This is a genomic window from Arthrobacter sp. UNC362MFTsu5.1, assembly GCF_000685965.1.
Classification (GTDB): Bacteria; Actinomycetota; Actinomycetes; order Actinomycetales; family Micrococcaceae; genus Arthrobacter.
On the sequence record NZ_JMLE01000001.1, the window covers coordinates 349621 to 363757 of the forward strand.

At 66.1% G+C, this 14137-nt stretch carries 12 protein-coding genes; 7 read left to right on the forward strand and 5 right to left on the reverse strand.

The annotated features are described in order from the left end of the window. Positions 1–17: 17 nt before the first annotated feature. Both malQ and BS38_RS0101730 read right to left on the reverse strand, forming a co-directional pair. Positions 18–2171: a 4-alpha-glucanotransferase gene (malQ, locus tag BS38_RS0101725; protein ID WP_081818775.1), complete on the reverse strand. Its 2154-nt coding sequence runs from the start codon at positions 2169–2171 to the stop codon at positions 18–20. 78 nt (positions 2172–2249) lie between these two features. Beyond that, on the reverse strand, positions 2250–2768 hold the full coding sequence (locus tag BS38_RS0101730; protein WP_028269239.1) for a hemerythrin domain-containing protein: 519 nt from the start codon (positions 2766–2768) through the stop codon (positions 2250–2252). 175 nt (positions 2769–2943) lie between these two features. Between BS38_RS0101730 and BS38_RS0101735 the strand changes: the two genes are divergently transcribed. The 5 genes from BS38_RS0101735 to BS38_RS0101755 are packed head-to-tail and all read left to right on the forward strand — an operon-like array spanning position 2944 to position 7492. After that, complete coding sequence (locus BS38_RS0101735; RefSeq protein WP_028269240.1) at positions 2944–3309, forward strand: TraR/DksA family transcriptional regulator; 366 nt, start codon at positions 2944–2946, stop codon at positions 3307–3309. After that, positions 3306–4055, forward strand: a complete 750-nt coding sequence (locus BS38_RS0101740; protein WP_028269241.1) for a M50 family metallopeptidase — start codon at positions 3306–3308, stop codon at positions 4053–4055. Before BS38_RS0101735 ends, BS38_RS0101740 begins: the two co-directional genes overlap by 4 nt. Positions 4056–4064: 9 nt before the next feature. Further along, positions 4065–5147 (forward strand): glutathione S-transferase family protein, encoded by a 1083-nt coding sequence (locus BS38_RS0101745; RefSeq protein WP_028269242.1) that lies wholly within the window; start codon positions 4065–4067, stop codon positions 5145–5147. Between the two features lie 36 nt (positions 5148–5183). Further along, complete coding sequence (locus BS38_RS0101750) at positions 5184–6323, forward strand: EstA family serine hydrolase (protein ID WP_028269243.1); 1140 nt, start codon at positions 5184–5186, stop codon at positions 6321–6323. 47 nt (positions 6324–6370) lie between these two features. Further along, positions 6371–7492 carry an FUSC family protein gene (locus tag BS38_RS0101755; protein ID WP_028269244.1) on the forward strand — a complete coding sequence of 374 codons (1122 nt, stop codon included), beginning with the start codon at positions 6371–6373 and terminating at the stop codon, positions 7490–7492. A 1-nt stretch (position 7493) separates the two neighbouring features. Here BS38_RS0101755 and BS38_RS0101760 read toward each other — a convergent pair whose 3' ends face one another. The 3 genes from BS38_RS0101760 to BS38_RS0101770 are packed head-to-tail and all read right to left on the reverse strand — an operon-like array spanning position 7494 to position 11123. Continuing rightward, complete coding sequence (locus BS38_RS0101760) at positions 7494–8405, reverse strand: MaoC family dehydratase (protein WP_028269245.1); 912 nt, start codon at positions 8403–8405, stop codon at positions 7494–7496. Further along, the gene (locus tag BS38_RS0101765) at positions 8402–9742 is read right to left on the reverse strand and encodes a 3-oxoacyl-ACP reductase (protein ID WP_028269246.1); all 1341 of its coding nucleotides are present in this window, start codon (positions 9740–9742) and stop codon (positions 8402–8404) included. The genes BS38_RS0101760 and BS38_RS0101765 overlap by 4 nt, the downstream gene beginning before the upstream one ends. A gap of 10 nt (positions 9743–9752) precedes the next feature. Continuing rightward, the gene (locus tag BS38_RS0101770; RefSeq protein WP_028269247.1) at positions 9753–11123 is read right to left on the reverse strand and encodes an acetyl-CoA C-acetyltransferase; all 1371 of its coding nucleotides are present in this window, start codon (positions 11121–11123) and stop codon (positions 9753–9755) included. 63 nt (positions 11124–11186) lie between these two features. On the opposite strand from BS38_RS0101770, the gene BS38_RS24130 reads away from it, so the two are divergent. Together BS38_RS24130 and BS38_RS0101780 are read left to right on the forward strand one after the other, a co-directional pair. Continuing rightward, positions 11187–11954: a TetR/AcrR family transcriptional regulator gene (locus BS38_RS24130; RefSeq protein WP_081818776.1), complete on the forward strand. Its 768-nt coding sequence runs from the start codon at positions 11187–11189 to the stop codon at positions 11952–11954. Next, a complete protein-coding gene (locus BS38_RS0101780) occupies positions 11951–14065 on the forward strand; it encodes an acyl-CoA dehydrogenase family protein (RefSeq protein WP_028269248.1) in 2115 nt (704 codons plus the stop codon). Before BS38_RS24130 ends, BS38_RS0101780 begins: the two co-directional genes overlap by 4 nt. Positions 14066–14137: the final 72 nt, after the last annotated feature.

Consider the following 14137-nt stretch of genomic DNA (forward strand, 5'->3'; position numbering starts at 1 on the left):
AGTAATACCTGGCGGGCTTAGCCGGACGGCCTCAGCGCGTTCCGGACCACTCCAACCAAAGAATTGAAGCGGCTGTTTTCCGGAAGGTCGTCGATGAGTACCGGACCGTCCGGCCCCGCAAGCGGGATGCGCCAATTGGGGTGTTCCGCGTCCGTTCCCGGCTGATTCTGCGTACGGGTCTCCCCGACGGCATCCACGAGGGCTACACCCAGCAAGGCGGACGGTGTCAGGGCCGTGAGTGCATACAGCGCCTCGACGGTGCGCTGGACACCGCCCGGCGGATCAGGAAGTAGCCCCCGTTCGCGCACCATGGCGAGCACGGACTCCTGTTCGGCCGCTGCCTCAGCCCGTTCCTCTTCGATGGGGCGCAGCAGCAGGCCCAGTGATTCGCGGAGCGTGACGTGCTCCCCTGCAAGGTAGCCCGCCGTCGGCGGCAGATCGTGGGTGTTGACGCTGGTCAGGCACTGCTGGCGGTATTCCTCCGGGGACAGCGGACCCGAATCATTGTGTTCGAACCACAGGATGGATGTGCCCAGGATCCCCCGCTCCATGAGGTAATCCCGCACCCACGGCTCGAACACGCCGAGGTCCTCCCCGACGACGGTCGCACCAGCCCGCTGGGCCTCAAGGGCCAGGATGCCGATGAGGGCTTCATGGTCGTAGTACACATACGTGCCCTCGGCCGGCCCGGCCCCTTCCGGGATCCACCAGAGACGGAAGAGTCCAAGGATGTGGTCCACGCGGATGCCGCCTGCATGACGGAGTACTGTCCGCAGCATGTCGCGGTACGGCTTGTACCCCGCCGCCGCCAGCCGTCCGGGGTGCCACGGTGGCTGGGTCCAGTTCTGACCCTGCTGGTTGAAGACGTCCGGCGGGGCGCCGACCGTCACACCCTGGGCGAGTACGCCGCGAAGCATCCACGCGTCTGCTCCGGTTGTCTTGACGCCCACGGCCAGGTCATGGACGACGCCGATGGCCATCCCGCATTGTTTCGCCGTCCGCTGGGCGGTGGCCAGCTGCTCGTCGCAGATCCACTGTAACCAGCGGTAAAACTCGAGCCGGTCCGCCTGCTCACGCCGCACGGCGTCGCAGTACGGGGTGTCCGGTGACAGCGCCTCGCCGGACCACTCAGGCGCCGTCGGCGGAAGCCGTTCCGCGAGGGTGCACCACAGGGCGAAGTCATCCAGGCCTTTGCCTTCCGCTGCACAGAAGTTTTCAAACAGGCGGACACGGCCGGGGCTGCGGCGGACCTTGAAAATGAGTTCAAGGGCCTCGAGTTTGGCCTTGTAGCTGGCGTTTCTTTCCAGCAGGCCGTCCGCCGTATTGGCGGTGTGGAGCAACGCCGCGTTCTCCTCAATACCTGCCCGGGATGCACTGTCCAGGTATCCGTACTCGGGCACGTCCTCCACGCGGATGTAGAGCGGGTTGAAGAAACGGCGGGTGGTGGGCAGATACGGCGAATCCTCGATGGGCGGGCATGGTTCCCCGGCATGCAGCGGATTCACCAGGACAAAACCCGCGCCGTCCTTTCCTGCTATCGCGGCCAGGTCCACAAGGTCGGAAAAATCGCCGATGCCCCATGAGCGGGAAGACCGGACTGAATACAGCTGTGCTGTCAGCCCCCACTGCCGTTCGGACGCCAGGCGCCGGGTGGTGTCCAGACGCTCGGGCGTAATGACCAGGGCGCACTCAGCGAGGTCCCCGCCGGCGTCTGCATGCAGGGTGTGCCAGCCCAGGGGCAGATCACCGGGAATGGCAAAGGACGCCTGCCCGGTGAGCGTGCCGTCCACGTCCCGGGGCTCCTCCCAGTTCTCGCGCTGCTCGGCGTCCACGCGGCGCCCCTCCTCGGTTACCGCCCATACGCTGACCGGTGTTCCGTGCGGGACATGGACGGCGACGTGGATTTCGCGGCCTTCCCTCGAAACGACCGACGGCGGGAGGAAACGCCGCCACGGCGCCTGTTCTGCACCGCGCAGGGCGTTCTGGAGGTCATCAACTGTCCCTGTTCGGTCCCCCAGCGCGGCCAGCACGCCGTGCAGCGTGCGGGCAGCGACGGGATGTTCTTGGCCATCCCAGCCGCGGAAGGAAGTGCTCACGCCGCGGGCAGCCGCCAGTTGACGCAGCAGTTCATCGGCCATCCGTGTGGTTTCTTGTCCCGTTCCATCCGCCATGGCCCTTACTCTATTGGGTCGCCGGGCTTCGGCAAGGACACCGCCGCCACGTATTTTCGTGCTGCTGCGTCCGCGGTCCTAGTGATGCGCACTCCCCGGGTGGTGCGCGTGTTCCTCCCCCACGAGCTCGTGCAGCCCGGAGACGGCTTCGGCCAGGGACAGATCGGATGATGACACCACGAATGGCATCAGGAGCCTGTTCTCTTTATCCAGGTGCAGGGCAAAGATGCGTTGAATGGCGCCCGCTGCTACGGCGGCGGCCACGCCCCGGGCGCCGCGGAACTCTTCCACGAGAGCCACGATCACCTGGTGTTCTGCCAGCATGCCTTCAACCAGGAGCCTCGCTTCGGCCGTTTTCCGGGGCCCGCCATAGAGGGGACCTTCTTCGGCAAGGGCATGGGGCACCAGCTCGTTTTCGCACCACTCCAGCAATACCTCGTGCGCATCATGCTCGCCCCCGGCGTCGCGGTTCTCCACCGAGTTCGTCAAAGCGGTAACAAGGGCTGTGAGGCGTTTCAGCATGCCCGCGTGGTGCCTTTCCACAGCCTCCAGGGCTTCGTTCTCCGCAGCCTGGTCCTTCTCTGACGGATGGTTCATGGTCCCTCCCGGTCTCGTGCGCGCCTGCCGTCCGGCGGGCGGCCCCTCACCGGGCGGTTACTGACTATTCGCAATTTCACTCTACGTACGCACGGTCCGGCGGTGACGGGTCTTATGGCCCGAAAAACCTGCGCCCTTTAGGCTCCGCCCCCACGCCGGGCTAGCCTTGAATACTATGGTCGACGTCGAGAGGTTCCGGATCCTGCTTGAATCCGAGCGCGCCCGGAAAACGACATTGCTGCCGGCGCTTCGTGCCGACATCACCGCCGCGAACGCCGCGCGCCAGAACTCGAACGTCGATGACGAGCATGATCCGGAAGGCGCCACCATTGCCTTTGAACTCTCGCAGGCTGCAGCGCTGATGAAGCAAAGCAGCGCCACGCTTGCGCAGGTTGAGGCTGCCCTTGCCCGGATAGCAAACGGCAGCTACGGCCAGTGTGAAATCTGCGGCGTGGCAATTGCCGAAGGCCGGCTCGAAGCCCGCCCCTGGACGCCCTATTGCATCGATCACGCCGGCGGCACGTCAGGTCCGAAGCGATGACGGATGTAGCCGGCCCGTTATGGGAGCGGATCGTTGCGGGCTTCTCCCAGTTGCCCGCGCCGCAGGTGACGGCGACGGAACTATTGATTGTGGTGGTGCTTGCCACGGTGTTGTCGCTCCCCCGGGCTTCCTGGCGCTACTTCGGGCTGCTGGCCACCGTCACCCATGAACTCGGGCATGCGTTTGCTGCCCTCATGTCCGGGCAGCGCCTGGGCGGCATCAGGCTGAGCCTGGACCACTCCGGGACCACCACCACCTACAGCAGGGGTCGTTTCCCCGCGGTCTGGTCCACCTTCTGGGGCTACCCCGTGCCCGGGGTGGTGGGGGCGGCCATGGTGTGGTCGGGTTTCAACGGCTGGGGACCGGCGGCGATGTCCGTCGGCACATTGATCCTGGTGGGTTCGTTCCTGTTCATCCGCAACGCCATGGGACTGCTCATCACATCCGCAGCAGTCGCGGGCAGCGCACTCCTGGTGCTCTTCGTCCCGCCGCAGTTCACCGGCCATGTGGTGATTGCGCTGGGCCTCGCCCTGCTGGTGGCCGCCGTCCGCGACCTGGCCAAACTGTCAAACGTGCACCTGCGGCGGCGGGACAGGCTGCCCACATCCGACGCGCATCTGCTCTACCGGGCCACGTCGGTCCCCGCGGCCGTCTGGATCCTGCTCTTCGCCGCAGTGGTTGCCGGTTCGTGGTGGGTGGCGTGGCAGCCCATGGCCCGGGTGTTTGCGGCACTACTGAGCCAATAGGGTGGACGTATGACTTCAGCTTCCCGCACCGCGGCCGATCACTCTTCCGACCCCGGCTTCAGCACCAAGGGCGCATACGTCACCGGCGGTGAAGAATTCACCCGGGACACCAACTACATCGAGGACCGGATCACCAGGGAGGGCGCGCCGGGCCGGAACGGGGAGCCGGGCTGGCCGGTGGAAGCCGGACGGTACCGCCTGATCGCGGCCCGTGCCTGCCCGTGGGCGAACCGGACAGTCATCGTCCGCAGGCTGCTCGGGCTGGAGGATGCCATCTCCCTGGGACAGCCCGGTCCCACGCATGACGCGCGGTCATGGACCTTTGACCTGGACCCGGGCGGCGTTGATCCAGTCCTCGGGATTGAGCGGATCCAGGACGCCTATTTCAAGAGGTTCCCGGAGTACCCCCGTGGAATTACGGTGCCGGCCGTCGTTGACGTACGCTCAGGCGGCGTGGTCACCAACAACTTCCCGCAGATAACGCTGGACTTCTCCACCGAGTGGACGGCGTTCCACCGGCCCGGAGCCCCGGAGCTCTACCCCGCCCACCTCAGGACCGAGATCGACGAGGTCAACAAGCGGGTGTTTACTGAGGTGAACAACGGCGTCTACCGCTGCGGTTTTGCGGGCTCGCAGGACGCCTACGACGCCGCGTACACGCGCCTGTGGACCGCCTTGGACTGGCTGGAGGAACGCCTTGCCGGCCAGCGGTACCTGGTGGGCGACACCATCACCGAAGCGGACGTGCGGCTGTTCACCACACTGGTCCGTTTCGACGCCGTCTACCACGGCCACTTCAAGTGCAACCGGCAGAAACTCAGCGAGATGCCGGCTCTGTGGGCCTACTCACGGGATCTGTTCCAGACACCAGGATTCGGCGACACAATCGATTTCGTGCAGATCAAGCAGCACTATTACATCGTCCACGAGGACATCAACCCCACCGGAATCGTCCCGCAGGGGCCGGACCTGGCAGGATGGCTGACAGCCCACGGCCGCGAGGCCCTTGGCGGCCGCCCGTTCGGTGCCGGCACGGCTCCCGGTCCCGTCCGCCGCGGCGAGGAAGTTGCCGCGGGACACGGTGCACGCTGACCGGGAGTGATCCTGGCGCGCCGCTAGGGTTGTCCCATGCAACTTTCGTCAGGCTTTGCCGCGCCCGAATACCAAGCCGTCCGGGACCTGTTTGATTCGTTCCTCCGCGATGACCCGCAGTACAGCGCGCAGCTTGCCGCCTACCGTTCAGGCACGAAAGTGCTCGACCTCAGCGGCGGGCCGCGCCTGGCAGCGGACTCGATCACGGGCACCTACTCCTGCTCGAAGGGTGCGGGTGCGTTCGTCATCGCCCTCCTGGTCCAGGACGGACTGCTGGACCTTGACCGCACGGTGGCGCACTACTGGCCCGAATTCGCCGCCCACGGAAAGGACACCATCACGGTCCGCGAGGCGCTCTCCCACAGGGCCGGGCTGCTTGGGGTGGAAGGAGGATTCGCGCTCAGTGAATTCACGACGGCGGATGCGGCCGGAAAGCTGGCGGCATCGCCGCCGCTGTGGCGGCCGGGCTCCACGTTCGGATACCACGCCCTGACCATAGGCATCATCATGGAGGAACTCTGCCGCCGCGTCGCCGGCAGTACCCTCCAGGAGCTGTACGCTTCACGCATCCGGCTGCCGTTCGGCGTCGACTTTTTCCTTGGGCTCCCGGCGGAGCAGGAGCCCCGTTACCGGGACGTGATGTACACCGTCGATCCCGGCCAGCCGTGGCTGGATCCCCTGGGAATTGAAGGCCTCAACGGGAATGCGGCGGTGAGCATGGTGATGGAACTGCCCAACCAGAGAGTCATTCGCGAACATGGCATGAGCAGTGCCGGAGGGGTGGGATCGGCTGAGGGCCTGGCGCGGCTATACGCCGCCGCCACCACAGGCCTCGAGGGCCGTCCGGCCTTCCTGTCACCGGAAACCATCAGGACCATGTCCGAAGAACAGGTCTGGGGGCTGGACCGTGCGTCCGGGCTCGACAATGCCTTTGCTGTTGTCTTTATGAAGCCGCACCCCAGCCGCAACTTCGGCAGCCACCGCGCGTTCGGCCACGAAGGTGCCAGTGCCGCGCTGGGCTTTGCGGATCCCGCCTACGACCTCGCCTTCGGCTACGTGCCTGGAACCCAGGAGGAAGGCAGGACCCCGGGCCGCGCACACCGGCTGGCCCACGCGGCCCGTCAGGCGGCCGCCTCCACCGATCGGGCCACGGCCCCAGTGCCTACCCGTGAGTAGGTTTATCCACTTGTAGCAGTCTCCGGACACCTTTATGGTGGGGCCAGATGGCTACTTCAAAACAGCAGGACGAGGCCACCCCTTCGCGGGTCGGCAATATACGGCAATCCCTGACGGACAGCGTTGCCGTTGCCTTGTCAGGTCCGCGGCTTCAGCTGGCCGCCAAGGCAGGCCTTGCAGCCGGCCTCGCCTTCCTCATTGCTCCGCTGATGCCCGGCGCCGCGGCCCAGTACCCGTATTACGCCCCGCTCGGCGCGCTGGTCGCCATGTACGAGAACGTGTCGGGGTCCATGAAGCAGGGCGTCCAGACGCTGGTGGGGCTCGCGATGGGCATCGGCCTGGCCTTCCTGCTGGTCAGCGTCAGCGATCCCTCGCCAATCACCGTGGCCATTTTCATGGGGCTCGGGGTCCTGTTGGCCGGGCTGCCCCGTCTTGGGGCCGGCCGGGACTGGATTCCGACGGCGGCCCTGCTCGTCCTGTTGGTGGGCGGAAACAACCCGGACGACTTCTCCTTCGGCTACCTGGTTCAGATGGGAGTCGGAGTCGCCGTGGGTATCGCGGTCAACATGCTTGTTTTCCCGCCGCTGCACTTCAAAGCCGCAGCCCTCAGCCTCGCCGAACTCCGCTGGGCGCTCGCCAAGCAGCTGTCGGACATGGGCGAAGCGCTGAGGGAAAAATGGCCGCCCGAACACGCCGACTGGGCAGTGCGTTCGGAGGAGCTCGCCCAATCCGCCCGGGCCGTCAGGGCCGCCGTCCAGAAGGCCGATGCAAGCCGGCAGGTCAATCCACGACGCCGGCTCCACCCGCACGATCTGGACCGTGACTACAAAAACGTCCGGGGCCTCGAGAGCGTGACCTTCCACATTCAGGACATGACCGAAGTGCTGTCCGATGTCATCTGGGACAAGGACGTGCCCTTCGTCATCCCGCTGCCCTACAGCGAGCCGCTGGCCGATGCGCTGGCCGCGGTCAGCGAGGTCCTGCGGTCCATGGAAGACGAGCATCCGGAAAAGCAAAACGAGCTGATTGAGGCAGCCAAAACGGCCGTGGACGCACTGGCAGAGCGGATGGCATCCGATGACGTCAACCCGGATGCCCCCAGCGCCGCCGAATCAATCGTGTTGAATCTCCACCGGATCCTCCGGGTGGTCGCGGCCGGGCAGTCCTGAGCTATAGCGCACTTACGCTGCCCGTGAAATGCCTGCGGCCGGACCGCGGATTCCATGCGGCGTAGCCGGAGCGCAGCCAGGCCCCCGAAGGGGAATTGACCGAACTGATGTCCAGTGCGACGCGTGCCGGCAGGAACACCGGCGCTTCAAACGCAACATCCCAGCGGAAGGACTCCCCCTTCACGGCGCCCACGTCGGCAAGTGCCCGCGAGGCCAGGTACATGCCGTGCGCTATGGAACGCCGTAGACCCAGGGCTTTGGCCGAGAGCACGCTCAGGTGGATGGGGTTGAAGTCGCCGGACACGGCCGCGTAGGCCCTTCCCGTGTCAACCCCCAACTGCCACAGCGCCGTGGGATCCGGCGCTGAGAACGTCGCAGGTGCAGCCGGTGCTGAGGGCTTGTCGATGCCGGGGAGGAAGACGCCCTTGGCCAGGTATGTGGAAGTTCCCCTCCAAAGGACCATGGATTCACCGGCTCGCCGGACCACCGCGACGATATCAACCTGCGTGCCGGCACGGTGGCCGCCCAGGTTCTCGGCCCAGGACGTGATGTCCAGGGCTTCAGTGAACAGGATGGCTCCGTGCTGCTCCACTCTGTTGCCCAGGTGCACCATTCCCAGCAGCGGCAGCGGAAAATCGTCGCGGTTCATGACGCTCATGGATACCGGAAACGCCAGGGCGTGAATGAATCCGGCCGGCAGAATGTCGCTTGCCGTCTCGCCCACCAGATGCTGGTAGGCGGTGAGGTTTCCTACCTCGGCCGTCACCCCCCTCACTTCATGCCCGCAGGGTGGAAGCGTGATCCCCGCGTCAGTGCCCAGCACCCGGCGCCGTGCGGCGGTGGCCGCGGCATTCACATAGAGCTTGGATAACGACGGCATGTCCCCGAGGATCACGGGCTGGGCACCGGTCATGCGCCCACCAGGTTCTGTCCGCACACCCGCAGCACGTCGCCGGTAATGCCGCCGGCGGCATCGCTCGCCAGGAAAGCGATCGCCTCTGCGACGTCTCCGGGCCGGCCGCCCTGCTGGAGGGAGTTCAGGCGCCGGGCAACTTCGCGGGTGGCAAACGGAATCCGGGCAGTCATTTCGGTTTCGATGAAGCCCGGAGCAACGGCATTGATGGATCCGTGGCATTCCGCCAGGAGGGGTGCCGTGGCGCGCACCATGCCCATCACGCCGCCTTTCGACGCCGCGTAATTCGTTTGACCGCGGTTGCCTGCGATACCGCTGGTGGAGGCAACCGAAACAATCCGTGGAGAGTTGCGGAAATGCTCGGAGGCCAGCAGGGCCTCATTGATGCGCAGCTGGGCGGCGATGTTGACGGCAAGGACGGAATTCCAGCGGTCCGGATCCATGTTGGCCAGCAACTTGTCCCGGGTAATGCCTGCGTTGTGCACAACAATGTCCAGGCGCCCGTGCCTGCCCACGGCGTGGTCGATGATCCGCTGCCCGGCGTCCTCCCGGGTGATGTCGAGCTGCAGTGCCGTGCCGCGGACCTCGTTGGCCACGGCGGCCAGGTGGTCGCCGGCGGCAGGAATGTCAACAACCACCAGGGTGGCGCCGTCCCGGTGGAGCGTGCGTGCAATTGCCGCGCCGATGCCGCGGGCGGCACCGGTCACGACTGCGACCTTTCCGGCCAGCGGCTTGTCCGGATCGGCCGGCAGTGTCCCCTCCCCGGAGGCGACGGTCAGGAACTGGCCGTCGACGAAAGCCGACCGGCCGGAGAGGAAGAACCGCAGTGCTCCCAGGGCGCTGGGACTGGTGGTGGTTACCCCGTCCGCAAGGACGATGCCGTTTGCCGTGGCGCCGGCGCGCAACTCCTTGGCCAGGGATCGCAGTAGCCCGTCCACACCCTGGCGCGCTGCGGCAGACGCCGGACCCGGCGCACCAGCCGCAGTCCGGGACACCGTCACGACCCGGGCGCTGGGTGACAAATCCCGGATGGACGCCGCTGCGGCGAGGACCGGCCGTTCCAGATCCTCCGGGCGGGACAGTTCGTCCAGAACCAGGATGATGGCGCCCAGCTTTTCCCGGGGCACCGCATGCCGGCGGACGTCGAGGTCCCAGGACAAAAGGGCGGCCGCCAGTTCGTCGGCGCCGTCACTGGAGCCCTGGATCAGGATCGGACCTGGGACCAGGGGCTGTCCCGGCTGGTGACGCCGGAGGACTACCGGCTGCGGCAGGCCCAGCTTCCTGGCAACATCCTTGCCGATTCCATGGCTTACGAATTGGGTGTATTTGTCCGTCACGCCGGCCTCCTTAGAATCCTTCAAGAATGGCGACGACGCCCTGGCCGCCGGCAGCGCAGATGGAAATCAGGCCGCGGGCCGGACGTCCGTCCACCCGGCCCTTGTCGTGGAGCATCTTCGCCAGGGAGGCCACGATCCGGCCGCCGGTCGCAGCGAACGGGTGCCCCGCTGCCAGTGACGAACCGTTGACGTTCAGGGTGGACCGGTCAATGCTGCCCAGCGCCCCGTCCAGGCCCAGGCGAGTGCGCCCGAATTCCTCGTCTTCCCAGGCGGCCAGGGTGCTGAGGACGGTGCCGGCAAACGCTTCGTGGATCTCGAAGAAGTCGATGTCATCGAGCGTCAGGCCGTTGCGGGCCAGGAGGCGCGGCACGGCGAATGCCGGCGCCATCAACAGGCCGTCCTTGCCGTGGACGAAGTCGACGGCGGCCGCCTCGCCGTCGACCACCGTGGCGAGTTTGGGCAGTTCGTGGGCGTCCGCCCATTCCTCCGAGGCAAGCAGGACGGTGGACGCGCCGTCGGTGAGCGGCGTGGAGTTGCCCGCTGTCATGGTTGCCTCGGCTCCGAGGTTCTTGCCGAAGACGGGCTTGAGTGTCGCCAGCTTTTCCAAGGTGGTGTCAGCGCGGAGGTTCGAGTCCCGGGTCAGGCCGCGATAGGGCGTGAGCAGATCGTCGAAAAAGCCTGCATCGTAGGCGGCGGCGAGGTTGCGGTGGCTGTTGTACGCCAGCTGGTCCTGGGCTTCCCGCGTGATCTTCCACTGTGCGGTGGTGAGCGCCTGGTGCTCACCCATGGAGAGTCCGGTCCGGGGCTCCCCCGTGTTGGGTGCGTCGGGTGCCAGGTCCTTGGGACGCAGGCGGCTCAGGACCTGAATCCGCTGGGGCAGTGTTTTGGCCCTGTTGAGGTCCAGCAGCACCTCGCGCAGGCCCTCGCTCACGGCAATCGGCGCATCGGACGCGGAATCGACGCCACCGGCAATCGCCGAATCAATCTGTCCAAGCTTGATCTTGTTGGCCAGGCCCAGGACCGTTTCGAGTCCTGTGGCACATGCCTGCTGGAGGTCGTAGGCGGGAGTTTCCGCGGAGAGGGCCGAGCCCAGAACTGCCTCCCGGGTGAGGTTGAAGTCGCGGGAGTGCTTAAGCACGGCGCCGGCGGCAACCTCGCCGATCCGTTCATCCTGAAGGCCGAAACGGGCAATCAGGCCGTCCAGGGCTGCCGTCAGCATGTCCTGGTTCGAAGACTTGGTGTAGGCGCCGCCGGTCCGCGCGAACGGAATCCGGTTTCCGCCGACCACCACAGCTTTGCGCAACGAGTCCCGTCCATGCTTGGCCGCTTGGCTGGTGGATGATTCCTCTGGTCCGGTGGCGGACTGTCCGGTAAAGGACATGTGCTGTCTCCTTTGGCTGAACTCTGATTACCGATACCCAGCGTACCTGATACGCTGAGTATCGTGAACATTCCCCCCGTTGATCCTCCCGAGCCCCGGGACGGCAACTCCCCCGGCGGTATTTCCGCAAGCGGCACGGCCGTCGACGGACGCGCTGCCCGCTGGCAGTCGCACCGGGAGGAGCGACGGCGCGAACTGATCAAATCGGCTCGAAAGGCGGTCCATGCCCTGGGGAGCGACGCTTCCATGGAGGACATCGCGGCCGCAGCAGGCACGTCAAAGTCCGTGTTCTACCGCTATTTCGGCGACAAGGCCGGGCTGCAGCAGGCAGTCGGCGAGGTAGTGCTCAGCCAGATGCAGCGCCGTATCCAGGAAGCCGCGCAGAGTGCGCAAACGCCGCGGGAAGGGCTTCTGGCCATGGTCTCCGCGTACCTTCAAATGGCCGAAACCAGCCCCCACGTCTACACCTTCGTTACCACCTACTCTGCGGGCGAGCCGGGAACAACCACCGGAGGAATGGCCGCCGCCGGCGCCCTTGGCCACTTCTTCGAAGAAGTCCGCGACATGATCGCCCGGCCCATGCGGGAGCACCTCGGCGCAGGCAAAGAAGCCGTGATCGGGTATTGGCCCACGGCGGCGATCGGTCTCGTCCGGAACGCCGGGGAGCAGTGGCTTGCCACGCCGGAATCAACGAACAAACCCGACCAGGAAACAATGGCCCGCCAGATCACGGCCTGGCTGTGCGTCGGGATAGCCCCGGAACTCGAAGTCCTGGATCCACTCAATCCGACCCCTAGTGAATTGTCAGAACCAAAGAAGGAATCGACATGACTGACGTAGTTGACCGCCCCGCCAGCCAGGCAAGCCGCCCCGCCGCCCGCGCACACCACCGCGCCGACGCGACGCCGTCCGTCGACGTCGCTGCGCTTGGTGAGCAGCTCCTGGGCAAGTGGGCCCGGATCCGCCTGCATTCGCGCGAGCTGGCAGGCCGCCCCGAACTGTACAAGACAGAGGGCCTGACCCATACGGAGCACCGGAAGCGCACATTCGGCCAGCTCAAGTACCTGGTGGACAACGGTGCCGTCCACCGCGCCTTTCCCGCGTCGCTGGGCGGTTCCGATGATCACGGCGGCAACATCGCCGGGTTCGAGGAACTTGTCACGGCCGATCCGTCGCTGCAAATCAAGGCTGGCGTCCAGTGGGGCCTGTTTGGTTCGGCTGTGATGCACCTGGGCACGGCGGAACACCATGCCAAGTGGCTGCCCGGCATCATGAATCTGGACATCCCCGGCTGCTTCGCGATGACGGAAACCGGGCACGGCTCAGATGTTGCCAGCATTGCCACCACGGCGACCTTTGATCCGGCCACGCAGGAATTCGTGGTCAACACACCGTTCCGTGCCGCATGGAAGGACTACATCGGCAACGCCGCCATAGACGGACTTGGCGCCGTGGTGTTCGCCCAGCTGGTCACCGGCGGCGTCAACCACGGAGTCCACGCCTTCTACGTGGACCTGCGGGATCCGGAAACCAAGGAATTCCTGCCGGGCGTCGGCGGTGAGGACGACGGCGTCAAAGGCGGCCTGAACGGCATCGACAACGGCCGGCTGCATTTCAGCAACGTCCGCATCCCCCGGACCAACCTGCTCAACCGCTACGGCAACGTTGACACCGACGGCGCCTACACCTCTCCCATAGCCAGCCCCGGCCGCCGTTTCTTCACCATGCTGGGAACCCTGGTCCAGGGCCGGGTCTCGCTGGACGGTGCTGCGGTGGCTGCCAGCAAGATCGCCCTTAAGACCGCCATCCAGTACGCCACTGAACGCCGCCAGTTCAACGCTTCATCGCACACTGACGAGGAGGTGCTGCTCGACTACCAGCGCCACCAGCGGCGGCTGTTCACCCGTCTTGCCACGACTTACGCCGCAGGCTTTGCCCACGAGCAGTTGCTGCAGAAGTTCGACGACGTGTTCTCAGGCGCCCACGACACCGACGAGGACCGCCAGGACCTCGAGACCCTGGCCGCCGCGCTCAAACCGCTCAGCACCTGGCATGCCCTCGACACGCTCCAGGAATGCCGCGAGGCCTGCGGCGGCGCCGGGTTCCTGATTGAGAACCGCTTTGCATCCCTGCGCGCCGACCTGGACGTCTATGTCACTTTCGAAGGTGACAACACGGTGCTGCTCCAGCTGGTGGCCAAGCGGCTCCTGGCGGACTACGCCAAGGAATTCCGCAACGTCGACGTCGGGGTGTTGGCCCGCTACGTGGTGAGCCAGGCCGCCGGGACCGCAGTCCACCGGACGGGCCTTCGCCAGGTAGCCCAGTTCGTGGCCGACACGGGCTCCGTGCAGAAGGCTGCCATCGCGCTGCGGGACGAGGGCACCCAGCGGTTGCTGCTGACCGACCGGGTGCAGACCATGGTTGCTGAAGCGGGTGCCGCACTGAAGGGGACGAACAAACTGCCGCAGCAGAAGGCTGCCGAAGCGTTCAACCAGCACCAGCACGAACTCATCGAAGCGGCGCAGGCACATGCGGAACTACTGCAGTGGGAGGCCTTCACCGAGGCCCTGGCGAACGTGAAGGACCCGGGCACCAGGCGGGTGCTGACCTGGCTGCGGGACCTGTTCGGACTCTCGCTCATCGAGAAGAACCTGTCCTGGTACCTCATGAACGGGCGGCTGTCGATGCAGCGTGCGCGCACGGTGGGCGACTATATCAACCGGCTTCTGGTCAAGATCCGGCCGCACGCCGTGGATTTGGTGGATGCCTTCGGGTACGGACCGGAACATCTCCGGGCGGCGATTGCGACCGGCGCTGAGCAGATCCGGCAGGACGAAGCACGGGCGTACTTCCGTTCGCAGCGCGCCGACGGCAAGGCCCCCGTTGACGAGAAAGTCCTTCTTGCGAAGAAGGCGCGTGACTCCAAGCCTCCGCGCCGCTAGGTAAAACTCACGCCGGCAGGAAACGACGACGGCGCCGCCCCCCCTTAAGCGGGGGCGGCGCCGTCGTCGTTT